Genomic DNA, 26,427 nt, shown 5'->3' with positions numbered 1-26,427 from the left:
CTCGGCGCCGCTCCCGCCGGGTCCCCTACCCGTAGTTCTCCCGCAGTTCGATCTTCCGGACCTTCCCGCTCACCGTCATCGGGAAGGTCTCCAGGATCTGCAGCCGTCGCGGAATCTTGTAGTGCGCCAGCTGCTCACGGCAGTACTCCGTCACATCTTCCAGGGTCGGCGGCTGCGCCGGGTCCCTGGGGATGACGCAGGCCAGGATCTCCTCGCCGTACGTCTCGTCCGGTACGCCCACGACCTGCACGTCGGCAATCTTCGGATGGCCGTAGAGGAACTCCTCGATCTCCCGCGGGTACACGTTCTCGCCACCGCGGATGATCATGTCCTTGATGCGACCGACGATCTGTACGTAGCCGTCCTCGCGCATCACCGCGAGGTCACCGGTGTGCATCCAGCGCCCCGCGTCGATCACTTCCGCGGTCCGCTCGGGCTGCTCCCAGTAGCCGAGCATCACGCTGTAGCCGCGGGTGCAGAGCTCGCCCGCCGTGCCGCGCTCCAACGTCACGCCCGTCGCCGGGTCGACGACCTTCACCTCGATGTGCGGCATCACCCGGCCCACCGTTCCGGTGCGTCGCTCCAGGTCGTCGTCGCGGCGGGTCTGGGTGGAGACCGGGGAGGTCTCCGTCATGCCGTAGCAGATGGACACCTCGTCCATGTGCATCTCGGCGACGACCCGCTTCATGACCTCCACCGGGCAGGGTGATCCCGCCATGATCCCGGTACGCAGCGAGGAGAGGTCGTACGAGGCGAAGTCCGGGTGGTTCAGCTCCGCGATGAACATGGTGGGGACGCCGTAGAGCGAGGTGCAGCGCTCCGCCTGGACCGCCGCAAGGACGGCGGCCGGCTCGAAGGCCGGGGCCGGGATCACGATGCAGGCACCGTGCGAGGTGATGCCGAGGTTGCCCATCACCATGCCGAAGCAGTGGTAGAAGGGAACGGGCAGACAGACCCGGTCCTCTTCCGTGTAGGCGACCATCTCCCCCACGAAATAGCCGTTGTTGAGGATGTTGTGGTGCGAGAGGGTGGCGCCCTTCGGGAAACCCGTCGTGCCCGAGGTGTACTGGATGTTGATCGGATCGTCGCAGGAGAGCCCGGCTTCCCTGGCCGCCAGTTGTCCGGCGGTGACGGCTGCGGCCGCAGCCGTCAGCCCGTCCCAGGACGGATCGCCGATGTAGTGCACGGCGCGCAGGGCGGGGCAGTTGGCCCGGACCTGGCCGACGAGGGCGCGGTAGTCGCTGGTGCGGTGGGAGAGCGAGGAGATCAGGAGGGAGATCCCGGCCTGGCCGAGCACATACTCCAGCTCGTGCGCCCGGTAGGCCGGGTTGATGTTGACCATGATCGCGCCGATGCGGGCGGTGGCGTACTGGACGAGCACCCACTCGGGGCAGTTGATCGCCCAGATGCCGACGCGGTCGCCCTTCGCCACTCCGGAGCCCATCAGAGCGCGCGCCAACTCGTCGACGGCGGCGCCGAATTCCGCGTACGTCCAGCGTCGCCCCGAGGCGACGTCGACAAGCGCCTCACGCTCCGGGTACGCCTCGATCGCCCGGTCGAGGTTGCGCCCGATGGTGTCGCCGAGCAGGGCCGTGGTGCCGGTGCCGTGCGCGTAGGAAAGGCCGGTCCGTCCGCTCATCGCAGGTCCCCCTCGTCGAATTCGGTGCCGACGCCCTCGGCCGTACGCTCGCGCAGCTCGATCCGGCGGATCTTGCCGGACACGGTCTTCGGCAGTTCGGCGAATTCCAGCCGGCGGATCCGCTTGTACGGGGCCAGCACCGCCCTCGAGTGCGCGAACAGCACCTTCGCTGTGTCAGGGCCGGGCTCCCAGCCTTCCGCGAGCACGACGTACGCCTTCGGGACCGCGAGCCGGACCGGATCGGGCGCGGGCACGACCGCGGCCTCGGCGACCGCCTCGTGCTCCAGCAGGGCGCTCTCCAGCTCGAACGGCGAGATCTTGTAGTCGGATGCCTTGAAGACGTCGTCGGCGCGGCCGACATAGGTGATGTAGCCGTCCTCGTCGCGGGAGCCGATGTCGCCGGTGCGGTAGTAGCCGCCCGCCATCGCCTCGGCGGTACGGTCCGGGTCGCCGTGGTATCCGGTCATCAGGCCGACCGGTCGGTCCGACAGATCGAGGGAGATCTCGCCTTCCGTCGCGCCGGGCCGGCCGGTGACCGGGTCAAGGAGCTCGACCTTGAAGCCGGGGCTCGGCCGCCCCATGGAACCGGACTTCAGCAGCTGGCCGGGAGTGTTGGCGACCTGGACGGCGGTCTCGGTCTGGCCGAATCCGTCCCGGATGGTGACGCCCCACGCGCGCCTGACCGTCTCGATGACCTCGGGGTTCAGCGGCTCGCCCGCGGCGACGACCTCGCGCGGCGGGATCCTCAGCTGGGAGAGGTCGGCCTGGATCAGCATCCGCCAGACGGTGGGCGGGGCACAGAAGCTGGTGACGCCCGAGCGGTCCATCTCGGCCATCAGCCGCCCCGCGTCGAACCGGGTGTAGTTGAAGATGAAGACGGTCGCCTCGGCGCTCCACGGCGCGAAGAGGTTCGACCAGGCGTGCTTGGCCCAGCCCGGCGAGGAGATGTTGAGGTGGACGTCTCCGGGCCGGAGGCCGATCCAGTACATCGTCGACAGGTGGCCCACCGGGTACGAGACATGGGTGTGCTCGACCAGCTTGGGGCTGGCGGTCGTGCCGGACGTGAAGTACAGCATCAGCGGTTCGTCGGCGTCGGTCTCCCGGTCCGCCTCGAAGCTCTCCGGCTGCTCGTCGGCGCCCGTGTACGACTGCCAGCCCTCGACCTCGCCACCGACGGCGAGCCGGGTGTAGTCCCCGGGCACCTCGTCGAACTTCTCGGCGTCCGCGTCCCGCACGATCACATGCCGGACCCGGCCGCGGTCCACCCGGTCACGCAGATCGACGGGGCCGAGGAGCGGGGTGGCGGGGATGACAACGGCGCGCAGCTTCATCGCGGCGAGGGCCGTCTCCCACAGCTCGACCTGGTTGCCCAGCATGACGAGGATCCGGTCCCCGGCGCGCACCCCCTGGGCACGCAGCCAGTTCGCCGCCTGGTTGGAGCGGGCGGACATCCGGGCGAAGGACACCTCGGTGCGCCGGCCGTCCGCCTCCACGATGTGCAGAGCGGTGCGGTCGTTGTTCTCGGCGATGACGTCGAACCAGTCCAGCGCCCAGTTGAAATGGTCGGCCCGGGGCCAGCGGAAACCCTCGTAGGCCGCCGCGTAGTCCTCGCGGTGCTGCAGCAGAAAGTCCCGGGCGGCCCGAAACGTTTCCGTCGCGTTCGTTGCCGACATGTGCCCTCCTCATTGCGGACCGGACCGGTCACTTAACATCATGAAAACAGTGACCCAGGTCTCACCACCCCCGAACGGGGGTACAGAGGGCGGGGCAGAGAGGCGACAGCGTGCCGGAACCGGTCGATACGGTCGAGATACAAGCGGCGCTGCTGCGGCTGCGCCGGACGAGCGGACTGCCCGTCACGTTCGGCGGACTGCTCTCGGACCCGCGCCACGCCAGGATCGTGGAACTCAACGGTGCGCAGACCACCGCGCTGCGCGGGCTCGTCATATCGGCCGGCAGCGGGCTCGGCGGCAAGTCGATCGCCCTGTCGCGGCCGTGCGCGGTGACTGACTACCCGTCGTCGCGGCACATCAGCCACGAGTACGACACCGCGGTCGCCGCGGAGGGCCTGCGCTCGGTGGTCGCGGTGCCCGTCGTCGTACGCCGGAGGGTACGGGGCGTGCTGTACGGGGCGCTGCGTGAGCCGCTCACCCTCGGGGACCGTACGTTCGACGCGGCAGTCGCGGCGGCCCGCGACGTGGAGCAGGCCCTTGTCGTACGGGACGAGGTGCAGCAGCTCCTGTCCGTCACCCAGGACCAGGTGACCGATCCCCGGGCCGCTCCGGGGGCCTGGGAGGACGTCCGCGAGGCCCACCGCGAACTGCGCGCGCTCGCCCCCAAGGTGGCCGACCCGGCGCTGCGCGAGGAACTGCTCTCGGTGTGTGCCCGGCTGGCCTCGGCGTCCGGGGCGCAGGAGTCACACGCCCGTGAGGTGATGCTGGCGCCGCGCGAGGTCGATGTCCTCGCCTGTGTGGCGTCGGGTGCGACCAACGCTGTGGCGGCCGGCCGGCTGGGCCTTCGACCGGAGACGGTGAAGGGGTATCTGCGCTCGGCGATGCGGAAGCTGGGCGCGCACACCCGGCTGGAAGCCGTGGTCGCCGCGCGCCGGGCGGGGCTGCTGCCGTAGACCGAGCGGCGCATGGCGACTCCGCCGCGTTCGCCGGCCGCTCCTGGTCGCGTGCCTGACGTCAGCGCCGGCTTCTGCCGTAGCGGCGGGGCCGAGGGGGTGACGGACATGGTCACGCTCTGGGGGTCGGCGCCTCGGCCGCCCGCAGCTGGTTCGCCCGGTCGGAGCGGCGGCTGTCGTTGATCGGCGGGGCGGGTGGCTTCGCGATGATCGGCCTCGGCGTGACGGTGGCGGCGGGCCGCGCCGGCTGAACCCGCCTCACTGCCCGAAGTCGATGAACGGCGCGAACCGGATGTCGTGCGCGGGCCCTTGCACGGGCGCCATCGTGGCGAGCATCCGCAGGCCCTCCTCCGTGACGGCGTCGCGCTCGGCCCGGCTGAGCTTCCCCAGCTCCTGCACGGTGACGGTCCCTCCGCCGCCGAGCTTCCCGCCGGACTTCGTGCCGGGCGCGCCGAATCGCCAGATCGCGGCGAGGAACCCGTCGACCAGCACGGTTCCGTACGCCTGGTTGCCGTTCCCGTTGCGTCCCCGGTACCGCGGGGGGATGACGCGCGTACGGTCGGCGTGGCCGAGCAGCACGTTGTCGAACTCGGGCAGGAAGCGCGGCGGGGCAGGGGTGTCCGCGTCGGGGCGCGGGGCGTCCGGCAGGTCGAAGAGCTCGACGCCGTTCTCGTCGCGGAAGGTGATCAGCTGCGGCCGCAGCCGTTCGAAGGCTTCCCGCAGCCGGGTCAGCCCCGCCCACATCTGCATGTCCTGCACGGAGGCGGGGCCGAACGCCCCGAGGTAGCGCAGCACGGTCGCGTCGGGTGTGGGCGTCGGCTCCGCCGGCCGGCCGAGCCAGTGCTCCGCGGTGGTCAGAGCGACCTGGCCGCTGCGGCCCCACAGCCCGCGCGGGGTGACCTGGACCAGGGGCAGGACGCAGCGGGCTGCCACGGTCAGGGCCTGCGGGTCGGCGTCCGGCCACTCGGCGAGCAGCGCCTCGCGGATCTCCTTCGGGGTACGGGGCCGTTCCTCGACAAGCTCCCTGCCGAGCGCCGCGAGCCGGTCCGGATCCACACCGACGAGCCCGTTGCGGAACATCTTCAGCTCCCGGTCACGGGCCGGCTGGACCAACGGACGCAGAGTGAGCGCGTCTTCGGCGGTGTGCGTGTGGATGGTGGATCGCAGGGTGACGATACGGACCACCTCGCGGGACTCCATCAGCCCGGAGAGTTCGGCGGGTTCGAAGTCTTCGAGCCGGGCGAAGAGCTGGTGGTAGGGCGGCTTGGTGTTCTGTGCCTGGAGCCCGACGAGATGCCCGACGGCGTCCTTCGCGGACATCGGACTCCGGCGCAGGAGCAGTTGGCGCGCCAGGGTGGCGCGGCCCAGTGCGCGGGGCGGGAGCACGGAGGGCGAGGCGGGTGCGGCGGAGTGCGTCTTCGCGGCCATGAACGGCACGCTACGCGGGCTTGCGGACATCTTCCGTCCGCGACTGCGCATCCCTCCTCTCCCCGGCCCGCCGCACCGAGGACGGCAGGACCCGGGAATGTGGGCGGACCGCCCGCATCATGGTCCGGTGATCAGTGTCCTGTTCGCCATCCTGACCGCACTCAGCAACGGCGCCGCCTCCGTGCTGCAACGCCGCGCCGCCAGCTCGGTACCCGACACCGAGGCGATGCGTCTGTCGCTGATCGGCCATCTGGTGCGCCAGAGGGTGTGGCTGGCCGGGATCGGCCTGGTGATCGTCGCCGCCGTCTGCCAGGCCACTGCGCTGGCCACCGGGCCGATCTCGGTGGTTCAGCCGATCTTCGTCATCGAGCTGCCGGCGACGCTGCTGCTGGCCGGGTTCGTGATGCAGGTCCGGGTGCCCCGTGGGGTCTGGTACGGAGTGGCCGCCGTGACGTTCGGACTGGCCCTCGGCATGGCCTCCGCCGCACCGGGGGGCGGCAGTTCCTCGGTGCAGGACGCGGCGTGGATCCCGGCGCTGGTCCTGACGGGGATCTTCGAGGCGGCGCTGATCGCCGGAGCACTGTCCACCCGCGGCAACCCCCGTGGAGCGCTGCTCGGCCTGGCCGCCGCATGCGGGTACGCGCTCACCGCCGCCCTGATGAAGGATGCCATGGGGCGGCTCGGCGACGGCGGCGGGGCGGCCGCGCTCGTGACGTCCTGGCAGCTGTACGCCACCGCCGTCGCCGGCGTGGGATCGCTGTTCCTCCTTCAGAACGCCCTGCAGGCAGGGACCCTGGTCGCCGTACAGCCGATGCTGACGCTGGGCGACGCGGTGATCAGCATCCTGTACGGCGTGACCCTGTTCGGCGAGCATCTGCGTACCGGCTGGTGGCTGCTGCCCGAACTGGCGGCGCTCACCCTGATCGCCCTGGGTTGCGTCGAACTCGCCCGCTCTCCGCTCGCGTCCGGCAACGCCGTACCGCCGTCGCACGGCACCCGCGTGAAGTGATGGCCCGGCCGGGAGGCGAGGCTCCTCAGGCGGTCCGTCCGGATCCCGACCCTGTACCGGAAGCGGCCTTGATGCCCTTCGTGATCTCGTCCATCACCGAGAGCGCAGGCGCCTTGGAGCTGATGTCGAAGCCGGAGCGCACGACGACCAGCATGTCCGCGGAGTGCGGGGACGGGAGGGCCAGCGACTGCACGTACCCGTCGTCTCCCTTCGTCGTGACCACCTTCCAGCGCACCAGATAGCCCTGCTGTCCGGCGACGGTGACCGGCTCGGACTTGAGCTGCTGGTGCGAGCTGATGGCGCCGTAGGCCTTGCCGCCGTACGACTCCTTGGCGTTGACGGCGATGTCCGCCTTGGCCGCCGCCTCCGCCGTCCTCGCCGTGATCTTCAGCGCCTGGGCCGGGGCGGCGAACACTCCGCCGCGCTCGCACTTCTGCGAGGTGTCGGCCGGGCAGGTGTAGGTACCGGTGCTCACCGACGCACCGACGGTGGCCGACTGCCCCTTCCAGCCGTCCGGCACCGGCAGGCTGACGCCGCTCACCACGTCCGTCACATAGCCGTCCTCGGACGGCGGCTGTTGCGGTTGCTGCTCGTCGGGCGCCGCGCTCCGGCCACCGCCGCCCGGACCACCCGGGCCGCCCTGGCCGTTCTGCCCGCCGCGGAGACCGGGCCCCGGCGACGCGGCGTCGGAGGAGGTGTTCTTCGTACGGCCGGAGTCGTCGGTCAGCATCAGGACGCCACCCGCGATCGCGGCGAGGACCACCACGCCGGCGGTGACGCCGACCCCGATCCGGATCCGGCGGCGCCGGACGGCCGCGGGCGGCGTGCGGAGCTGATCGGTCCACCGGCTCCCGTCCCACCAGCGTTCCTGGACGGGGCCTGTTCCTGTATACCCGGGGTCCGTATGCCAGCCGGGAGGGCTCATCTCGGTCACGACGTCCACCGTAGAGGCCCTCCGTGAAAATCAGATGAAACCGGTCCGCCGAATCCGGCCATGCCCCTGCCACCCGGGGCTCCCGCCCGAGAACCGTCCGTCCGTGACCGGGAAGGTCTCGACCATGACCTGGGAGGTAATCGACGCCTCTTCCGCCGTCGGACATCGTGTTCCTCACGAGCAGCACAGGAGCTCGGCCGCGCGGCCGGGACGGGACGAGAGGACAGCACGATGACCGCATACGAGGACGCCGTCCAGCGCTACTTCGCCGCCTGGAACGCAGCGACCCCCGAGGACCTCGCCAAGGCCGTCGCCGCGGCGTTCACCGAGGACGCCACCTATACCGACCCGCTGGCGGACGTGCGCGGCCACGACGGGCTCGCCACCGCGATCGGTGGTGCCCGTCAGCAGTTCCCGGGCTTCGAGTTCCAGCTGACCGGCACCCCCGACGGGCACCACGACATCGTCCGTTTCAGCTGGGACCTGGTCTCCACCGCCGACGGTTCGGCGCCCGCCGCCGGGTCCGACGTCATCACCCTCGACGACGACGGGCGCATCAGCTCCGTCAACGGCTTCCTGGACCGGGTCCCCGGCGCCTGAGCGGGCGCTACGCGGGCCCGGCCGACCGGCGGCGCAGCGCGGGGTCGGTCAGCGCGACCGGTTGGTATCCGGCGTCGCGGGCCGACAGGTTGTTACCGGGCGGCACGATCTTGTCGATCTGGTCGAGGATGTCCCCGCTCAGCCGCACCCGGTCCGCGCCGAGCTGACCCGCCAGCTGTTCGAAGGTCCGCGGGCCGATGATGGCGGAGGTGACCGCCGGGTGTTCCAGGACGAACGCCAGGGCCAGCTGTACGAGTGTCAGCCCGGCGTCCTCGGCCAGCCGGGCGAGTGCTTCGGCGGCGTCGAGCTTGACGCTGTTCTCCGGGGACGCGATGTCGAAGCGCTCCGCCTGCCGTTCGGCGCGGCTGGAGACGGGCTGGCCCGCCCCCTTGCGGTAGCGACCGGTCAGCCAGCCGCCGGCGAGCGGGCTCCAGGAGAGCACCGCGAGTCCGTGCCGCCGGGCGACGGGCAGCACCTCGCGTTCGATGCCGCGGGCGAGCAGCGAGTACGGGGGCTGCTCGGCCACGACGCGTTCGCGGCCGCGGCGCTCCGCGATCCACTGGCCCTCGACGATCGCGGACGGTTCGAAGGTGGACGTACCGATGTAGCGGATCTTGCCCTGGTGCACCAGGTCGGAGAGGGCGCCGAGCGTCTCGTCGAAGTCGGTGTCCGGTTCGGGGCGGTGCACCTGGTAGAGGTCGATCCAGTCGGTGCCCAGCCGGCGCAGGCTGTTCTCGACCTCGCGGATGATCCAACGGCGTGAGTTCCCCTGCTCGTTGGGGTCGCTGCCGAGGCTGCCGTGGAACTTGGTGGCGAGCACGACGTTGTCGCGGCGGCCACCGGCGAGCGCCTTGCCGACGATGGTCTCCGACTCACCGGCGGAGTACACGTCGGCGGTGTCGACGAAATTGATGCCGGAGTCCAGGGCGTGGTGGATGATCCGGATGCTGTCGTCGTGGTCCGCGTTGCCGCGGGCGCCGAACATCATGGTGCCCAGGCAGAGCGGGCTGACCTTCACTCCCGTGCGTCCGAAGTTGCGGTACCCGGTCATCGTGCACTCTCCTTGACGAGTTCATTGATCTGCGGATGGCCGTCGGCCGGGGCCGGGTCGCCGCTCTGACGGAAGGCGTCCCAGAGGCGGCGGTACGGACCGCCGGCTGCGAGCAGTTCGGCGTGGGTGCCGGTCTCGACGACGGTTCCCGCGTCGAGGACCACCACCCGGTCCGCGCGGGCCGCCGTCGTCAGCCGGTGGGCGACGACGACGGTGGTACGCCGGCGGGCCAGCACGTGTGTCGCGGCGGCGACCCGGCGTTCGGTGGCCAGGTCCAGCGAGGCGGTCGCCTCGTCGAGCAACAGGATGTCCGGGTCGACGAGTTCGGCCCGGGCCAGGGCCAGCAGCTGGCGCTGGCCGGCGGAGAGGCTGCGGCCGCGCTCCCCCACCGGCTGGAGGTAGCCCAGCCGCAGCCCGGCCACCATGTCGTGGGCCCCGACCACGCGGGCCGCCGCCTCCACCTCGCTGTCGGTGGCGTCCGGGCGCCCGTACGCGATCGCGTCCCGGACCGTACCGCTGAACAGATGCGCCTCCTGCGGCACCACGCCCAGTCTGCGGCGGAAGCCGGGCAGGTCGAGCTCGCGCAGATCGTGCCCGTCGACGCGGACCGTGCCGGCCGACGGGTCGTAGAACCGGGCGAGGAGTTTGACGACGGTCGACTTGCCCGCTCCTGTCGCCCCGACCAGGGCGACGGTCTCGCCCGGTGCGATACGCAGACAGACACCGTGCAGGACCTGTCGGCCGCCGCCGCCCGCGTATCCGAAGGAGACCGAGTCGAGTTCGATCTCCCCACGCAGTTCGCCGACCGGGCGTGCGTGGTCGGCGGGCGGGGTGCCGGTGGGCGTCCGCATCAGTGTCCGGAGCCGGCCGAGGCCGACGACGGCCTGCTGATAGCCGTCGAACACCTGGGAGAGCTGCTGGATCGGTGAGAAGAACAGCTCGACGTAGAGGAGGAAGGCGATGAGGGTGCCCGCGCTCAGTGCCCCCGAGCGGACCTGTCCCGCGCCGACGGCCAGTACGGCTGCCGTGGACAGGGTGCCGAGGAACTCGACGAACGGGAAGAACGTGCCCATGTAGCGCTGGGCGCGCAGCCTGGACTCCCGGAAGGCCCAGGCCAGTTCGGCGAAGTCACGGGCGTTGCGGCGCTCGCGGCGGAACGCCTGGGTGACGCGGATGGCGGTGACGTTCTCCTGGAGGCAGGCGTTGACCGCGCTGATCCGTTCCCTGGCCTCCCGGTAGGCGGGCACCGAGTAGTGGCGGAAGAGGGCGGTCGCGGCGATCAGCAGCGGCAGTGCGGCCAGCAGCACCAGGGCGAGCTCCGCGTCGATCACCAGCAGCGTGACCAGGACGCCGAGGACGGTCAGCAGGCTCACCACTGCGGTGATCAGACCGGTCTGCAGGAAGTTCGACAGGGCGTCCACGTCTGTCGTCATCCGGGTCATGATCCGGCCGCCCAGCTCGCGCTCGTAGTAGTCGAGGCCGAGCCGCTGCAGCTGCGCGAAGGTTTTCACACGCAGGGTGTAGAGGAGTCGTTCGCCGGTGCGTCCGGTGGTACGGACCTGGGCCACGCCGATCAGCCAGTTCGCTGCGACCACAAGGGCCGCGGCAGCGGCGGCGGCCAGCAGGACGCCCCCGGCGCGGTGGGCGACGCCGTGGTCGACGCCTTGTCTCACCAGAACGGGCACGGTGATCTGGGCGAGGGCGTCCAGGGCGACCAGGATCAGGCCGAGCAGCAGCGGCAGGCGGAACGGGCGGAGCAGCGTGCCGAGGTGGAAGGCCGGGTCGGCGGCGACGGCCTGCCCGGTGGGTACCTGCGGATCGGCGGCGGGCAGGGGGACCCGGGCGAGCCCGGCCATGACTTCTGCGCTGGGCGGGGCGGAGCCGAGGACCCCGCCGCCGGGACCGCCACGCCCCGGCCCGGAGGTGGCCGCCGCCTCGGCGAGGGCCCGGGCGGCGCGGACGGCGGTGCCTTCGAGCTGGTCCGACGGGGAGTCGTCGGGGCGGTGCCAGAGGTGCGGGGTGAGGACGGCGGCGGCCGGTTCCGGCACGTCGGCCGCGGGCTCGGCGCCGTCCACGGCCGTCGCGCCTTCCGTGGTCTCGGCCGCGGCCTCTGTCGTCGCTTCCGCCGTGGAGAGCAGGTTCCGGAACAGGGGCGACCTGGACCGGAGTTCGTCCAGGGTGCCGGTGTCGACGATCCGGCCGTCGTCGAGGACGGCGATCCGGTCGGCGAGTTCCAGGGTCGATCTGCGGTGCGCGACGATCAGCGTGGTGCGGCGCCGGGTGTCCTCGCGCAGCCGGCGGTGGATCTGTGACTCCACCCGGGCGTCGATGGCCGACGTGGCGTCGTCGAGGACGAGGACCGCCGGGTCGCCGATGAGAGCGCGGGCGAGAGCCATCCGCTGGCGCTGTCCCCCGGAGAGGGTGAGTCCCTGTTCCCCGACGACGGTGTCGTACCCCTGCGGCAGCCGTTCGATGAACTCGTCGGCCCGGGCGATCCGGGCCGCCGCCCGCACCTGCTCGTCCGTGGCGTCCGGGACGCCGTACGCAATATTGGCGCGCACGGTGTCGGAGAGCAGCAGGCTCTCCTCGAAGACGAAGCCGATCCGGGAGCGCAGCGACGCCAGGGCGAGTTCGCGTACGTCACTGCCGCCCACCCGTACGGCACCTGACGGAACGTCGTAGAACCGGGGCAGCAGGGCCGCCGCGGTGGACTTCCCGGAGCCTGCCGGGCCGATCAGGGCCAGCGTCTCGCCCGGGCGGATGTCCAGGGTGAAGCCGCGGAGCAGCGGTGCGCCGTCCCCGTATCCGAAGGTGACGTCCTGCCAGGAGAGGGCCGGCGGTTCGTCGGGCAGTTCCCGGGCGTCCGGTGCGTCGGTGACCACCGATTCCTCGTCGACGACCTCCAGGACCCGTTCGGTACCGGCCCGTGCCTGCTGCCAGACGGTGAGGAGGGTCGCCACCTGGCGGACCGGGGTGACGAAGGAGCCGAGGTAGGTGGTGAAGGCGAGAAAGGTGCCCAGAGAGATCCGGCCGTGCAGGGCCATCCAGCCGCCGAGGGCGAGGACGGCGACCTGGCCGAGGGCCGGAACCGCCTGAAGGGCGGGGTTGTAGCGGCTGGTGAAGCCGACCACCCGCAGCCGCGAGGCGAACAGTTTGCGGGCGCGCTGTTCCAGCCCTGCGAGTTCGCGCTGTTCCTGGCCGAAGCCCTTCACCACGCGGACGCCGGTGACGGTCGCCTCGACGGTGGAGGCGACCTCGGCGGCCTCCTGCTGGGCGTGCCAGTTGGCGGGGAAGAGGTCGCGGCGCGAGCGCAGGGCGATCAGCCAGAGCAACGGTCCGACGACCAGGGCTACGACGGTCAGCAGCGGCGACAGCAACGCCATGAAGACCAGCGAGAAGAGGAACATCAGGGCGTTGCCCGTGAGGTTGGGCAGGAACTGCAGCAGCGTCTGGACGAGCGTGATGTCCGAGATGGACCGGCTCACCACCTGCCCGGTCCGCAGGTCGTCCTGCTGGGCTCCGCCGAGCCGCAGCAGCGCGGCGAACGCGTCGTTACGGAGGTCGTACTGGACACCGAGGGACAGCCGGCCGGAGCGGTAGCGGCGGGTGAAGCTCGCCCCGAAGCGGAGGGCGCCGATGGCGGCGAGGAGGACCGTCCACGGGGCGAGCGATGCGGTGGTGCCGGCCGCCACCCCGTCCACCACGTGCCGCAGGACGAGTGGCAGCGTGGCGGTGGCGACGGCCGCGACCACGGCGGCACCGAAGGCGAGGAGCAGGTCGGTGCGCCGGCGCAGACAGTAGCCCAGCAGCCGCCGTGCCCAGCCGGGCGACGGCTGCCGGGGCGTACCGGTTTCCGGGTTCGTACAGTCCGTCACCGGACCTCCGCCAGACCGATGCCGAAGTGGCCCTGGCCGCGGTCGACGGTCTCGAACAGCCGGTTGGCGGGGCGCGGCAGACCGTAGTGGCCGCGCAGCGTGCGGGCGGTGTACTCGGTGCGGAACAGTCCGCGTTCCTGGAGGATCGGCACCACCCGGTCCACGAAGACCTCCAGGCCCGACGGGAGCACCGCGGGCATGATGTTGAAGCCGTCGGCCGCCCCGCTGTCGTACCAGTGCTCGATGGTGTCGGCGACCTGCTCGGCCGCTCCGGCGAAGGTGCGGTGACCGCGCCCGCCACCGAGCCGCCCGATCAACTGGCGTACGGTCAGCTTCTCGCGTCTGGCGAGCTCCACGATGAGCGTGTAGCGGCTCTTCGCGCCCTCGATCTCGTCCTCGGTGGGGATGTCCTCGGGCAGCTGCGCGTCGAGGTCGAGGTCGTCAGGGGCGATCCTCAGTCGCTGGGCGAGCTGCCGCTTGGCGTACTCGGGGACGATCAGTTCCTCCAACTCCGCGTCCAGGGAACGTGCTTGGGCCTCCGTGTCACCGATGACGGGCACGATGCCGGGCAGGATCTTGATGCCGTCCGGGTTGCGGCCGATGGCCTCCGCGCGCTGCTTCACGTCCTTGTAGAAGGCGATGCCCTCCTCCAAGGTCTGCTGGGCGGTGAAGACGGCTTCCGCGTACCGCGCCGCGAAGTCCTTGCCGTCCTCGCTGGAGCCGGCCTGCACGAGCAGTGGGTAGCCCTGCGGGGGGCGTTGCACGTTGAGCGGGCCGTCGACCCGGAAGTACTCACCCGTGTGCTCGATCCGCCGCACCCGTTCGGCCAGGGCGTGCACACCGCGTTCCTTGTCGGCGATCACGGCGTCGTCGGCCCAGCTGTCCCAGAGTTTGGTGGACACCTCGACGAACTCGGCGGCCCGGCGGTAGCGGTCGCGGTGCAGCGGGGTGTCGTCGAGGCCGAAGTTGCGGGCAGCGTCGGCGCCGGCCGTGGTGACGATGTTCCAGCCGGCCCGGCCGCCCGAGATGTGGTCCAGCGAGGCGAACCTGCGGGCCAGGTTGTACGGCTCGTTGTAGCTGGTCGACGCGGTGGCGATGAGGCCGATGTGCTCGGTGGCCCCGGCCAGCGCGGTCAGCAGGACGGTGGGCTCCAGCTTGGCGGCGGGCCGCCGGCCGGGGTCGCCCATCAGGACGGGGCTGTCGGCGAGGAACAGCGAGTCCAGCCTGCCGCGTTCGGCGATCCTGGCCAGGTTCTTGTAGTGCTCGATGTCCGAGTTCGCCTCGGCCGGACTCCCGGGCAGGCGCCAGGACGCCTCGTGATGGCCGGTCGACATCAGGAAGGCGTTCAGGTGGAGCGGCTTGCGGTCAGGCTTGCGGGACATGGGTTTCCTTCGCTTCGGAACGGGTCTGGGGCTGGGTCACGCCGAGTGCGCTGAGCAGGGTGTCGCGGTACTCCTGGAACCGGGGGTCGCGTCGCGAGCGCGGGGTCGGCAGGTCGACGGTGAGGTCGACCGAGATCCGGCCGTCCTCCAGGACCAGCACCCGGTCGGCGAGTTCGACGGCCTCGTCGACGTCATGGGTGACCAGCAGCACCGCGGGGCGGTGGCGCTCGTACAGTTCGCGCAGCAGGCCGTGCATCTTGATCCGGGTGAGGGCGTCAAGGGCTCCGAACGGCTCGTCGGCCAGGAGGAGTTCGGGTTCGCGGACGAGCGCCCGGGCCAGGGCGGCCCGTTGTTGTTCGCCACCGGACAGTTCATGGGGCCAGGACCGGCCGCGGCCCTCCAGACCGACCTCCGCGAGCGCGGTCAGTCCGCGTGAACGCACCTTGGGGCCACGCAGACCGAGTACGACGTTGTCGAGCACCCGGAGCCAGGGCAGCAGCCGGGAGTCCTGGAAGGAGAGCGAGACCCGGTCCGGGACGGTGAGTTCGCCGGAGCCTTCGACGGTGTGGTCGAGCCGGGCCACGGCCCGCAGGAGGGTGGACTTGCCGGAACCGCTCCGGCCGAGGAGGGCGGTGAACTCCCCCGGCGTCACGGTCAGATCGAGTTCCCTGAGTACTTTCCGGTCACCGAACCGGCGGACCAGGTTCCTGGTCCGTACGGCCACCGGCCGTGTCGCGGTCGCGGTTCCGGTCCCGGTCTCTTCGTGTGTGCCGGTCAGCCCGCCAGAGTGCGTCGCCATGACAGGGCCCTCCTCTCGATGGCGCGTACCGCCGCGTCCGAGGCGAAGCCGAAGATCCCGTAGGCCACCAGCCCCACGATGATCACGTCGGACTGGGCGTACTGCTGGGCCTGGAACATCATGTAACCGATGCCGCTGGTGGCATTGATCTGCTCGACCACGATCAGGCCGAGCCAGGAGGCGGTGACGCCGAGCCGCAGACCGACGAAGAAGCCGGGCAGCGAGCCGGGGACGACGACCTTGCGGATGAACTGCCGGCGGCTCAGGTCCAGCCCCTCGGCGAGTTCGACGTACCTGCTGTCGATGCCGGTCAGCGAGGAGTACGTATTGATGTACATGTTCACCGCGACGCCGAGCGCGATCACGGTGACCTTCATCTGCTCGCCGATACCGAGCCAGAGGATGAGCAGCGGGAGCATCGCCAGCGACGGGATGGCGCGTTTGATCTGGAGCGGGCCGTCGAGGAGGTACTCACCGGTGCGGCTCAGACCGGCCGCCACGGCCAGGATCACCCCGGCTGCCACCCCGAAGAAGAGGCCGAGGCCTGCCCGTTGGAGCGAGATCAGCACGTTGTCCTGGAGGCGGCCGCTCTGGATCAGGTCCGTCGCGGTGGACACCACGGCGCCGGGTCCGGACAGGATCCGGGGATCGAGATAGCCGACGGCGGAGGCTCCCCACCACACGGCGACCACGAGCACCGGGCCGATCAGCCGGCCGAAGGGCAGCGAGCGGCCCGGGCCGAGCCGCCTTCGGGTGGAGCGGGCGACGGGGACGACCGGGCCCGCGGGAACGGCGGGGGAGACGGCGGCCGGCCCTTGTGCGCCGTGCGCCTGGTGCGCGTCCGGCGAGCCGTTCGGCGCGGCGGTCCCTGCCACCGGCCGTGCCAGGTGCGCCTTCGACAGCAGCTCGGTCATGACGTCTCCCGATACCTGGCCGGTACGGCCTTCGCCGCGAGCCCCTCGAAGCGGCGGTCGAACAGGCCGGAGACGTCCTGCTTCGGTACGAAGCCGCCCTCGGCCATCAGGTCGGCGGTCTCCTGCTCCCACGCGATCGCCTTGTCCCAGCTCACCGGGAACTGCGGCTCGTGCAGGGAGGCGACGATGCGCTTGCCGTCCGCCCTCGTCACGCCCTGGTCCTTGACGTAGTACGTGTCGATCCACTCGTCGGTGTTCTCCCACGCCCAGACCAGGCCGCGGGACCACAGCGGGACGAAGTTACGGATGGCCGCGGCCTTCGCCCTGTCGTTCAGCACCTCGTCGGGTGCCCACAGGACGGAGAGCAGGTCCACCACATCGGTGGTCACTCCGCGGGCGCCGTCCTCGGCGTACTGGCTGAGGTACTTGGTCAGCGTCGGCTCGCCCAGCGGGGCCACATCGACCTGCTTGGACTGCAGGGCAGTCAGGAACTGGGTGCTGGGCAGGGCGACCAGTTCGACATCGCTGTTCTTCAGGCCGGCCTTCTTCAGGGCCCGCAGCACGACGACCCCCTGCGCCTGTCCCTGGGAGAAACCGATCTTCTTGCCGCGGAAGTCCTCCACCGTTCGGATGCCTGAGCCGGGGGCGGTCGCGAAGACATAGGACGGGTGGTTGCGCACCTGTACCGCGACGATCTTCGCTCCTACACCGATGGCCTCGGCCTGGATCGGCGGTATTCCGGCATTAGCCGCCAAGTCGATGGAATGCGCCCGGAATCCCTGGATGATGTCTGGCCCGGCGCTCAGGTTCGGCCATTGCGAGACGGTGAACGCGAGTTCCTTCTGCAAACCGGCGGGCCCCAGTTGAAGGTGTGTGGTGCGGACGGCGATCGACAGTTCGGTGCCTGGCGGCGGAGCACCGGAGGGAAGCTTTCCGGCGGGCTCCGCGGCGGCGACCGTCCTTGCCTGCGGAGAGCAGGCGGCGAGGCCCAGGATCGCCCCGCCCGTAAGGGCGAGGAACGACCGGCGGCCGACTGCGTGACGTACATCGTTGCGTGGCATGGTGAATTCCCGATCAGTGGTCATGAGAAGTCGCTGGAGATGCCGAGAGATCGCGAGCGGCAGCGAGCCGTCCCGGCGGTCAGAGGGAGTGGTACGTGCCGTTGTGGAAGAGGAGCGGGCTGCGCCCCTCGTCGACCCACGAGTCCACGACCCGTGCGATGACGATGCGGTGGTCGCCCGCCGGGACGGTCTGCTCGATCTCCAGCCGCAGCCAGCCGGCCACCTCGTCGAGCACCGGTTCGCCCTGCGGCAGCCGCCGCCAGCCGGTGGGTGCGGCGAACCGGTCGATGCCGCTGGTGGCGAATGTCGTTGCCAACGGCCGCTGTTCGGCGCCGAGGAAGTTGACGACGGCCGTGTCGGCACGCTCGATGTGGGGCCAGGACGAGGTGGTGGTCCCGATCCCGAAGGAGACCAGGGGCGGGTCGAGCGACAGCGATGCGAGCGACGTCGCGGTGAATCCGACGGGTCCGTGGCCGGCGTCGGCGGTGATGACGACCACACCGGCCGGATAGCGGCGGAAGGCCTGCTTGAAGCGGTCCGGGGCAATGCCCGTCGCGGCCGTCGCGGGATATGAGGGCACAGTGACAGTCAACGTCTCTCCCGAGTCGGAAAAGGGCGGAGGGAAAGGAGATGGGAAATAGCAGGAGGGGGAGGAATGGCAGGAGAATTCTGCACAGGTACGGGGAGCGCGACCCTGATCCGAGGGCTGTCGCGTAATCCCTGGTGGATCAGCGCGCGTCGTCGGATGCGGTGCATCGTCAGGCGGGGGGGCGTCCTCGTACTGGACGTATTCGGGCGTTCCGACAACGCGGCGAGGTGCCGTAGCTGTCGTCGTGCACCCGCCAGGGATTACGGGACAGCCCTTAGGCAGCGTGCAGCCACGCGTAACCGTTTCGCGAAATCAGCGGAGGGTTACCGGCGACCCGGACAGGAGCGACAACAGAGACGCCGGACGGCGATACGCACCGGCGCGGCCGCGCAGCGGTAGCGCGCCGCTGAGGGCGCGTACCGGGAATTCCGCTGCTGGCTGGTCATGAATCCATCATCCCGTTCGGGCTCGGGCGCGGTCAACAATGCAACTTCCTGAATTAAGTCGGATATTGTGCCGCTCCGTCAGGACACCGCAGGAAGCGCCGGCCAAGGGCCGAGCGGGTCCCTGTACAGCGCCCCGAGCGCCACCGCGCCGCCCGCGGTGGCCAGTACGGAGCCGGTGAAGCTGCTCGGCACGACCACGCGCTCCGGGTCGTCGCAGACCCAGGAGCGTTCCGCGACCTGCTCGCGGAGATCGGCCAGACACTCCGGGATGCGGCCCGCTCCGGGTTCGACCACGACGAGTACCGCGGGGTCGAACATGTCCAGCAGCAGCGCCGCTGCCCGGCCCACCAGCCCGGCCCGGCGCCGGAACAGCGCCACCGCCCGAGCCTCCCCGGCCAGGGCCTGGTCCAGCAGCTCCCTGAACGAGGCGACCAGCAGCCCCTGTTCGGCCGCGCGCCGTACCATGGCCCGCTCCGACACCTCGGACTGGAGACAGCCGAGCCGCCCGCACGAACACGGTTCGGCGCCACCGGATCTGCCTGCCCCGAGCGGGAGATGGGCGATGCTGCCGGCTCCGGAGCGGGGCCCCCGGTGCAGGGCGCCCTCGGTGGCGAAAGCGGCGTCCACGACCGCGCCGACGAACAGCAGCACCATGCTGGACCGGGTCGATGCCTCGCCGAACATCTGCTCGGCCCGCGCCAACGCCCGGGAGTGGCTGTCCACATGGACCGGCAGCCCGGTCGCGGCGGAGAGGACGTCCCGTACCGGCACATCGCGCCAGCCGAGCAGTGGATGTTCCACGATCATCCCGGCGACGGGGTCGACCCGGTGCCCGGTGGCGACGCCGAGCGCCAGCACGGTCCGCCCCGCGGCACGCGCGGACACCAGTCGGGGAAGGCGCTCGGCGAGGCCGGCGAGGAGCCGGTGCGGATCCGTGGTGCGGTGCGGCTGCCGGTCCTCGGCGACGATCCGGCCCCGCAGATCCATCAGGGACACGGTCGAGTGGGCCACGGCGATGTGTGCCCCGGCCACCAGGTAGCGGCCGGTGTCGATCTCCATGGGGATGTGCGGCCGCCCGAGCCCCCGGGGGCCGGCGGTCTCCGCGCTCTCCCGGACCAGTCCGCGGGCGAGCAGCCGGCCGACGTGACCGGTCACGGAGGCGGGCGAGAGGCCCGTGAGCCGGGCGACGGCGGACCTGGCCACCGGGCCGTGGTCGAGGATCGCGCTCAGCACGGAGCCGGTGCCCGGGACACGGCGGGCGGGGCCGGCGGCGGGTATCTCGGAACGGAGCAGGGGGGTGGCTCGGCGGGCGGCCGCGGACAGACTTTTCACAGTGCCTTCCAGGTCCTCGGTGGCAGCGGGTGACGCGGTGCGCGCTCGTCGGGATAGAGCGCGTGGCAGACCGCTGCTGCCGTGCGGGGCACGGTGCGCGGGCTCTGCTTCTCCCGTGGAGAGGAACACCCTGCGAAGATCCGGTGGGCTGAACCGAGGGTTCGCCTGTGGCCGGTCGCGCGGGCGCTGTGCTCTCAGGCCTGGTGACACGCAGCGGAGCACACACGCTTGAGGTCGACATGACCTCGAGTCGTCAGATGTGCGGATCGCTGCATGGCGGGCAACGTAGCCGGAATGACGTAACCCGGTCAAACCACTGCCCGCATCATGGACAACCGTCTGTGGCGAACTGTGCGTTCAGCAGTCCTACGCGGACACGTCCCGGCCCTGGTCGGAGACGAACCGGCCACCCTCCAGCAGGGTCTTGAGCGTCGAGAGGATCATGACCCAGCCGCCGCTGACACCCTCCAGCATCTTGCTGTCCGGACTGTCGAAGCCATCGTGCGTGATGGTCAGTTTGATGCCCATCGCGGGCTCCTCGGCGGGCTCGATGTCGAACGTGACCTTCGACCGCTCCTTGACCGCCTCGGCCCACTCCTGGTCCGACATGAGACCGAACATCTCGCGGTGCATGGGCTGCAGGGTGTGCCAGGTGTATGAGAGTCGCCTGCCGGGCTCCGCCTCCAGGACCCGCTGGCCGACCTCCTCGAACTCGCCCTCGGGGTCCATCTTCCAGCGGACCGGCGCGCCGACCTCCCAGGTCGACTCGGGGCCGTATCCGCCCATGTAGATCTTGATGAACTCGGGGTCGATCAGCGCCTGGTAGAGCTTCTCCGCCGTGGTCTGGATGTACGTGACGTAGACGAACTCGGGCTTGTCCATGGCCGGACTTCCTTCCAGTGTGCGTTTGAGATGGGACAGGGCGGTCATGCGGCCGCGCTCGTACAGGCCGATCCAGCGGTCGGCGACTTCCTGGATCGGTACCGGGTTGAGGTAGTGGAGCTTCTCGCGGCCCCTGCGGACGGCAGTGACCAGCAGGGCGGACTCCAGGACCGCCAGATGTTTGCTCACCGCCTGCCGGCTCATGGCGAGCCCTTCGCTCAGCTCGCGCAGAGTCTGCCCGCCGCGCGCGTTGAGCCGGTCAAGGAGCTGCCGGCGGCTCGGATCGGCCAGCGCCTTGAATATCGCGTCCATCGCCGCCGTGGTCGCCATCGCCCTCTCAGTTCTCCTGGTCTCCTGGTCACCGCTGTCACTATAGGCAACCGTTTGGTTGCCTGTCGAGTCACGGAAGGACGGCCGCGCACCAGGGAGCTGGCACGATTTCTGGAATTAACCTCTGATGCCTTGTCATGGCCGGTTCTACGCGCATAGCTTGTGGCCTCTCATCACACTCTGAGGGGCAGCTGACCGTGCACATATCCAGACCGCGTTCCGTCCTGCTGGCCGGTGCGGTCGCCGTGACCCTCTCGGCGACCGCTCTGCCTGCCGCCTTCGCGGCCCCGTCCTCGACCGCCGTGATCTCCGAGGTGTACGGCGGCGGGGGCAACTCGGGTGCGACGCTCACCCGCGACTTCATCGAGCTGGCCAACGCCGGCTCCGCGGCATACGACCTGTCCGGCTTCAGCGTCCAGTACCTGCCGGGCTCGCCGTCCGCCGGTTCCCTGTGGCAGGTCTCCGCGCTGACCGGATCCGTCGCCCCCGGCGGCCGCTACCTGGTCGCCCAGGCCGCGGGTACCGGCGGCACGGTCGCTCTGCCGACCCCGGACGCCACCGGCACCGTCGCGATGTCCGCCACCAGCGGCACCGTCGCCCTCGTCTCGGGCACCACCCCGCTCACCTGCAAGACCGCGGCCGACTGCGCGGCCGACACCCGCATCGTGGACCTCGTCGGCTACGGCTCCGCAGTCGTACGCGAGGGCAGCGGGCCGGTGACGGGTACCTCCGCCACCGCCTCCGTGTCGCGCGCCGCATCGCTCGCCGACACCGACGACAATGCGGCCGACCTGTCCGCGGGGGCCCCGACACCGTTCAACACGGCCGGTGAGACCTCCGGCGGTGCGGGACCGGGCGACCCGGGCAACCCGACCGAGCCGGGCACCGTGCGGGTGCACGACATCCAGGGCACCACCCGCGTCTCGCCGCTCGACGGCCAGTCGGTGACCGGCGTCCCCGGCCTCGTCACCGGTGTGCGGACCAGCGGTTCGCGCGGCTTCTGGATCCAGGACGCCACGCCGGACGCGGACCCCCGTACGGGCGAAGGGGTCTTCGTCTACACCGGCTCCGCCGCACCGGCCGTCGCCGTGGGCGACTCGGTTCTGGTCAGCGGCAAGGTGGACGAGTACTACCCGTCGACCACCACCCAGTCGGTCACCGAGATCACCGCCCCCAGGGTCACGGTCCTGTCGTCGGGCAACGCGCTGCCCGCTCCGGTCGTGCTCGACGCCGCCTCGGTACCGGCCGCATACGTCCCCTCGGCGGACGGCGGATCGATCGACGCACTCGCCCTGGACCCGGCGACGTACGCCCTCGACCTCTACGAGTCGCTCGAAGGGACCCGCGTCGAGATCGCCGACACCCGCGTCACGGGCGCGACGACCGCGTACCACGAGGTCTGGGTGACCATCAAGCCGAAGGAGAACCCGACCCGGCGCGGCGGCACGCTGTACTCCTCATACACCGACCAGAACACCGGCCGCATCAAGGTGATGTCGCTCGACACCACCCGCCCGTTCCCCGTCGCGAACGTGGGCGACGTGCTGTCCGGCACCACCACCGGTGTCCTGGACTACGACTCCTTCGGCGGCTACAACCTGCAGGCCACCGAGCTCGGCACGCTCACCGACCACCACCTGCGGCGCGAGGTCACCCGGAAGCAGAAGGGCAAGGAGCTCGCGGTCGCCACGTACAACGTGGAGAACCTGGACGCGCTCGACGAGCAGGGCAAGTTCGACACCCTCGCCGCGGGTGTCGCGGTCAACCTCTCCTCGCCCGACATCGTGTCGCTGGAGGAGATCCAGGACGACAACGGCGCGGTGAACGACGGCACCGTCGGCTCCGACGCGACGCTCAAGCGGTTCACCGACGCGATCGTCGCGGCGGGCGGGCCCCGGTACGCGTGGCGCTACATCGCCCCCGAGAACGGCAAGGACGGTGGCGAGCCCGGCGGCAACATCCGGAACGTCTTCCTGTTCAACCCCGAGCGGGTCGACTTCGTGGACCGCCCGGGCGGCGACGCGACCACCGCTGTGACGGCGGTCAGGACGAAGAAGGGCGTCACCCTGTCGGCCTCGCCCGGCCGGATCGCCCCGACCAGCGACGCCTGGGACGACAGCCGCAAGCCGCTGGTCGGCGAGTTCCGCTTCCATGGGAAGCCGGTGTTCGTCATCGGCAACCACTTCGCCTCCAAGGGCGGCGACCAGCCCCTGCACGGCCGCTACCAGGAGCCGACGCGCAGCTCGGAGACGAAGCGGGTGAAGCAGGCGACGGAGGTCAACACCTTCGTCAAGTCGCTGCTGGCGGCGGACAAGTCGGCGCGGGTCATCACGCTCGGGGACCTCAACGACTTCGCGTTCTCGCCGACGATGGCCTCGCTGACCGCCGGCAGGACGCTGAAGCCCCTGATCACGACACTGCCGGAGAACGAGCAGTACAGCTATGTGTACGAGGGCAACTCGCAGACCCTCGACCACATCCTGGTCAGCCCCGGTGTCCGCCGCTTCGACTACGACGTGGTGCACATCAACGCGGAGTTCGCCGACCAGGCGAGCGACCACGACCCGCAGATCGTGCGCGTGGACGTGAACGCTCCGGACCACGGTCGCCACTGACCTGACCGGCCCGCCCGGCGGGTCTCGGGAGGGTCACGTGCTGTGCGGCCCCGCACAGACTCCCCCGGCTCGACCGCAGCGTGCGAGGATCCGACGATGCGGCCGGGCCGGGAGCGATCGGGCCGGGAGCCGCGAAATCGCCGGGCGGTTCAACCCTTCGGGACGAACCCGGGGGCCGTCGCGCCGTGCCCCGCCCGGCGCGGGCGCGGCAGTGCGGCGAGCCCCGGGGCGGTTTCGAGGGGGCGGTCGGTGAAGAAGCGGGCCACGAGATCCGCCACGTCGTCGGGGCGTTCGAGGACGACCCAGTGGTCGGACTCCGTGAGGGTGAGGAACCGGCTTCCCTCGATGGTGGCGGCGAACTCCCTTTGCTGTGCGGGAGAGCTCACCGTGTCGTGCTCGCCGGCGAAGACCAGAGTGGGTACGCCGGCAAGCCCGCCGGAGAAGTCCGGCGGATCTCCCAGCACCCGGCACAGCGAGTCCACGGCATGCGGGGAGTGGCACAGCGCGTGCAGGAGCGAGCGGCGTACGTAGCGCAGCGCCAGCTCCCTGCGGTGGACCGTGCGATCCGGGTCGAGGCACATCAGCCCCTCGGCGGCGAGGGTCGCGGCGCCCTCGAGGTCACCGGCCTTCAGCCGGTCCTCGACCCGTCGCCAGTGGGCGCGTTGGCCGTCGTCGATGTGGGACGGCACGCCGCCGAGGACCAGCCGGGCGATGCGGCCCGGGTTGCGCTGTGCGCACTGGAGGGCGATCGAGGTGCCGTAGGAGTACCCGAAGAGATTGACCTTCTCCACGTCCAGGTCGTCGATGATGCGGTTGAGGGCGGAGCGCATGATCCCGGCGCTGGGGACGGCCGGGAGGGCGTCGGCCCCGCCCATGCCGGGCAGATCGGCGGTCACGACGTCGGCGACTGCCCCCACGTGGTTGTCCATCTGGGGCCAGCCGAACATTCCCTGGAGTGCGCCGCCGAGGATGACGACGGGCTCGGTGCGTGGTGCGGGCTGCTGCAGGAGCCGGTAGCCGTACCGCAGTCCGTACACCGACAGCGTCCGGACAGTCTCCTCGGGCATGCGGGGTCTTCCGTTTCTGCGTCAGGCCCTGGTGAGGACGAGTGCGGCGTTGTGGCCGCCGAAGCCGAGCGAGGTCTTGACGGCGACGTCGAACACGCTCGGCCGGGCCTCCTTGCTGACCACGTCGATGGGGATCGCCGGGTCGGGCGCGTCGAGATTGACCGTGGGCGGCACGAGTTGGCACTGGAGCGCGAGCACGGTCAATGCCGTTTCGATGCCGCCCGCGGCGCCGAGGGTGTGTCCGGTCATCGCCTTGGTCGAGGTGACGAGGGGACGGTCGCCGAGGACCCGGCGGAGCATCGTGCCCTCGATGAGGTCGTTGGCCACCGTCGAGGTGCCGTGGGCGTTGACATGGCCGACGTCCGCGCCGTCGATCCCGGCGTCGGAGAGGGCGGTGCGCAGCGCCCGTTCGATGCCGAGCCCTTCGGGGTCGGGGGCGACCGCGGAGTACGCGTCGCTGGACGCCCCGTATCCGGCGATGCGGGCGCGGACCGTGGCACCGCGGGCGCGCGCGTGTTCCGGGCGCTCGAGCACCACGAGGCCCGCGCCCTCCCCGACGACGAAGCCGTCCCGGTGGGTGTCGAACGGGCGGCAGGCCGCCTCGGGGTCGTCACGGCGGGTGGAGACGGCCTTCAGCCGGCAGCCGCTGGCGATCAGCAGCCGGGAGCAGACCGATTCGGCGCCGCCCGCGATGACGATGTCGCAGGCGCCGGTGCGCAGCATCTGGTGTGCGGTACCGATCGCGACGGTGCCGGAGGAGCAGGCGGTGGAGACGGCTTGGCTCGGCCCGCGGGCACCGAGGTCCGTGGCGACGCTGCTGGCGGCGCCGTTGACGACGGTCAGCGGGGCGAGCTTCGGGGAGACGCGGCGCGCACCGCGCCCGGCGAGAGTGGCGTGCTGCTCGTCGTAGAAGGGCAGTCCGCCGTGTGCGGAGCCGATGACGACGGCGACCCGTCCGCTGTCCCAGACCGAAGGGTCCAACCCGGCGTCGGCGACGGCTTCACGGGCCGCGATGACGGCGAGCTGCGAGAAGCGGTCCATCAGCCGGTGCGTGGCCACACCGAGGACGGCCTTCGTATCAAGACCGGTGATCGTGTACATGAAGTCGCAGGGCAGGTCGGTGAGTTCGGTCCGCCGCAGCACGGAGGGCGCGGTGACCGCCTCGGACACGGTGCGCCAGGTGGCATCGGCGCCCACGCCGGCGGAGGTGACCAGACCGATTCCGGTGACGGCGGCACTGAACGGCTCCGGACGCTGTGGCGGGATCCGACGCACGGCGACCGGACGGGCCACCGGGCTCTCGCCGGCCGGCCGGGCCGCCGAGGTCTCGTCGACCGGACGGGCCACCCGACTCCCGGCGACCGGCCGGGCCACCGAACTCTCGGTGGCCGGGCGCGTGGTCACGCGGCAACCTTGCCGTGGATCGTCTCGACCAGCCGGCCCCAGGTGTCACGTGAGGTCAGCTGGACATCGTCCAGATCGACCCCCATCCGGTCCTCGATCAGGAGCCGCAGCTCCTCCAGAGCCAGTGAGTCCAGGCGGAGCTGATGGAGCGGCACCTCGGGCCCGATCGCCAGGGGATCGGTACCGAAGTTCGACACCAGCAAGGCTCTGATCTCTTCTGCTGTGCTCATGGGGGACTCCTCCGCTGTCGTACACGGTGACGCCTGCCGCGCGAGGTGCACGTGCCATCGGGGGACGCCGGCCGGTTCCGGGGGACCCTTTATACGCCTTCGCGGTGAGGTGTCCCGGTCCGCTGTCCCTCGTGCGGTGGTTGACCGTCCAGGTGTACGAATCCACGGCGCCACAAGGAAAGGTATTGATCCGCCGGCCAACCCCATTGGAGTG

20 protein-coding genes and 1 pseudogene are annotated in these 26,427 nt (G+C 70.9%); 5 read left to right on the top strand and 16 right to left on the bottom strand.

From position 1 onward, the window contains the following. Positions 1 to 25 precede the first annotated feature (25 nt). Together ACFYP5_RS18085 and ACFYP5_RS18080 are read right to left on the bottom strand one after the other, a co-directional pair. Positions 26 to 1,639, bottom strand: a complete 1,614-nt coding sequence (locus ACFYP5_RS18085) for an AMP-binding protein (protein WP_389036634.1) — start codon at positions 1,637 to 1,639, stop codon at positions 26 to 28. Continuing rightward, complete coding sequence (locus ACFYP5_RS18080) at positions 1,636 to 3,312, bottom strand: AMP-binding protein (RefSeq protein ID WP_389036631.1); 1,677 nt, start codon at positions 3,310 to 3,312, stop codon at positions 1,636 to 1,638. The genes ACFYP5_RS18085 and ACFYP5_RS18080 overlap by 4 nt, the downstream gene beginning before the upstream one ends. A 110-nt stretch (positions 3,313 to 3,422) precedes the next feature. Between ACFYP5_RS18080 and ACFYP5_RS18075 the strand changes: the two genes are divergently transcribed. Next, positions 3,423 to 4,265, top strand: a complete 843-nt coding sequence (locus ACFYP5_RS18075; protein WP_389036628.1) for a response regulator transcription factor — start codon at positions 3,423 to 3,425, stop codon at positions 4,263 to 4,265. 122 nt (positions 4,266 to 4,387) lie between these two features. After that, a pseudogene (locus tag ACFYP5_RS18070) lies at positions 4,388 to 4,516 on the top strand (LysE family translocator); the annotation flags it as partial. 7 nt (positions 4,517 to 4,523) lie between these two features. Here ACFYP5_RS18070 and ACFYP5_RS18065 read toward each other — a convergent pair. Further along, positions 4,524 to 5,693, bottom strand: a complete 1,170-nt coding sequence (locus ACFYP5_RS18065; RefSeq protein WP_389036625.1) for a winged helix DNA-binding domain-containing protein — start codon at positions 5,691 to 5,693, stop codon at positions 4,524 to 4,526. 127 nt (positions 5,694 to 5,820) lie between these two features. Between ACFYP5_RS18065 and ACFYP5_RS18060 the strand changes: the two genes are divergently transcribed. Beyond that, complete coding sequence (locus tag ACFYP5_RS18060; RefSeq protein WP_389036623.1) at positions 5,821 to 6,702, top strand: DMT family transporter; 882 nt, start codon at positions 5,821 to 5,823, stop codon at positions 6,700 to 6,702. 25 nt (positions 6,703 to 6,727) lie between these two features. On the opposite strand, the gene ACFYP5_RS18055 is transcribed toward ACFYP5_RS18060, so the two are convergent. Next, positions 6,728 to 7,636 (bottom strand): DUF2510 domain-containing protein, encoded by a 909-nt coding sequence (locus ACFYP5_RS18055; protein WP_389036621.1) that lies wholly within the window; start codon positions 7,634 to 7,636, stop codon positions 6,728 to 6,730. 231 nt (positions 7,637 to 7,867) lie between these two features. On the opposite strand from ACFYP5_RS18055, the gene ACFYP5_RS18050 reads away from it, so the two are divergent. Beyond that, positions 7,868 to 8,236, top strand: a complete 369-nt coding sequence (locus tag ACFYP5_RS18050) for a nuclear transport factor 2 family protein (RefSeq protein WP_389036618.1) — start codon at positions 7,868 to 7,870, stop codon at positions 8,234 to 8,236. Positions 8,237 to 8,243: 7 nt separating this feature from the next. On the opposite strand, the gene ACFYP5_RS18045 is transcribed toward ACFYP5_RS18050, so the two are convergent. The 9 genes from ACFYP5_RS18045 to ACFYP5_RS18005 all read right to left on the bottom strand — a co-directional run bounded on the left by ACFYP5_RS18045 (position 8,244) and on the right by ACFYP5_RS18005 (position 20,879). Continuing rightward, on the bottom strand, positions 8,244 to 9,287 hold the full coding sequence (locus tag ACFYP5_RS18045) for an aldo/keto reductase (RefSeq protein ID WP_389036616.1): 1,044 nt from the start codon (positions 9,285 to 9,287) through the stop codon (positions 8,244 to 8,246). Then, positions 9,284 to 13,162, bottom strand: coding sequence for an ABC transporter ATP-binding protein (locus ACFYP5_RS18040; protein WP_389036613.1), 3,879 nt, complete (start codon positions 13,160 to 13,162; stop codon positions 9,284 to 9,286). Before ACFYP5_RS18040 ends, ACFYP5_RS18045 begins: the two co-directional genes overlap by 4 nt. Further along, on the bottom strand, positions 13,159 to 14,544 hold the full coding sequence (locus tag ACFYP5_RS18035; RefSeq protein WP_389036611.1) for an LLM class flavin-dependent oxidoreductase: 1,386 nt from the start codon (positions 14,542 to 14,544) through the stop codon (positions 13,159 to 13,161). Before ACFYP5_RS18035 ends, ACFYP5_RS18040 begins: the two co-directional genes overlap by 4 nt. Then, positions 14,528 to 15,343 carry an ABC transporter ATP-binding protein gene (locus ACFYP5_RS18030; protein WP_389036609.1) on the bottom strand — a complete coding sequence of 272 codons (816 nt, stop codon included), beginning with the start codon at positions 15,341 to 15,343 and terminating at the stop codon, positions 14,528 to 14,530. The genes ACFYP5_RS18035 and ACFYP5_RS18030 overlap by 17 nt, the downstream gene beginning before the upstream one ends. Beyond that, positions 15,319 to 16,257 (bottom strand): ABC transporter permease, encoded by a 939-nt coding sequence (locus ACFYP5_RS18025; protein ID WP_389036606.1) that lies wholly within the window; start codon positions 16,255 to 16,257, stop codon positions 15,319 to 15,321. The genes ACFYP5_RS18030 and ACFYP5_RS18025 overlap by 25 nt, the downstream gene beginning before the upstream one ends. Further along, complete coding sequence (locus ACFYP5_RS18020; RefSeq protein ID WP_389036604.1) at positions 16,254 to 17,318, bottom strand: ABC transporter substrate-binding protein; 1,065 nt, start codon at positions 17,316 to 17,318, stop codon at positions 16,254 to 16,256. Before ACFYP5_RS18020 ends, ACFYP5_RS18025 begins: the two co-directional genes overlap by 4 nt. Before the next feature lie 79 nt (positions 17,319 to 17,397). Next, a complete protein-coding gene (locus tag ACFYP5_RS18015) occupies positions 17,398 to 17,910 on the bottom strand; it encodes a flavin reductase family protein (protein WP_389036601.1) in 513 nt (170 codons plus the stop codon). A 521-nt stretch (positions 17,911 to 18,431) separates the two neighbouring features. After that, the gene (locus ACFYP5_RS18010) at positions 18,432 to 19,685 is read right to left on the bottom strand and encodes an ROK family protein (RefSeq protein WP_389036598.1); all 1,254 of its coding nucleotides are present in this window, start codon (positions 19,683 to 19,685) and stop codon (positions 18,432 to 18,434) included. Between the two features lie 366 nt (positions 19,686 to 20,051). Further along, complete coding sequence (locus ACFYP5_RS18005) at positions 20,052 to 20,879, bottom strand: ArsR/SmtB family transcription factor (RefSeq protein WP_389037060.1); 828 nt, start codon at positions 20,877 to 20,879, stop codon at positions 20,052 to 20,054. Positions 20,880 to 21,094: 215 nt separating this feature from the next. Here ACFYP5_RS18005 and ACFYP5_RS18000 point away from each other — a divergent pair, with 215 nt between their 5' ends. Further along, entirely contained in the window at positions 21,095 to 23,512 is a 2,418-nt protein-coding gene (locus ACFYP5_RS18000) for an endonuclease/exonuclease/phosphatase family protein (RefSeq protein WP_389036595.1), read from the top strand. 149 nt (positions 23,513 to 23,661) lie between these two features. Here the strand turns inward: ACFYP5_RS18000 and ACFYP5_RS17995 are convergent, their stop codons facing one another. The 3 genes from ACFYP5_RS17995 to ACFYP5_RS17985 form a co-directional block, all read right to left on the bottom strand. After that, positions 23,662 to 24,579, bottom strand: a complete 918-nt coding sequence (locus ACFYP5_RS17995) for an alpha/beta fold hydrolase (protein ID WP_389036593.1) — start codon at positions 24,577 to 24,579, stop codon at positions 23,662 to 23,664. A 21-nt stretch (positions 24,580 to 24,600) separates the two neighbouring features. Next, entirely contained in the window at positions 24,601 to 25,854 is a 1,254-nt protein-coding gene (locus ACFYP5_RS17990; RefSeq protein WP_389037057.1) for a beta-ketoacyl-[acyl-carrier-protein] synthase family protein, read from the bottom strand. 125 nt (positions 25,855 to 25,979) lie between these two features. Further along, positions 25,980 to 26,213 (bottom strand): acyl carrier protein, encoded by a 234-nt coding sequence (locus ACFYP5_RS17985; RefSeq protein ID WP_389036590.1) that lies wholly within the window; start codon positions 26,211 to 26,213, stop codon positions 25,980 to 25,982. Positions 26,214 to 26,427: the final 214 nt, after the last annotated feature.

Source organism: Streptomyces sp. NPDC005262 (assembly GCF_042872425.1).
In the GTDB taxonomy this organism is placed as follows: Bacteria; Actinomycetota; Actinomycetes; order Streptomycetales; family Streptomycetaceae; genus Streptomyces.
Note: the sequence above shows the minus strand (reverse complement) of the source record. Positions and strands in the feature narration are given on the sequence as shown.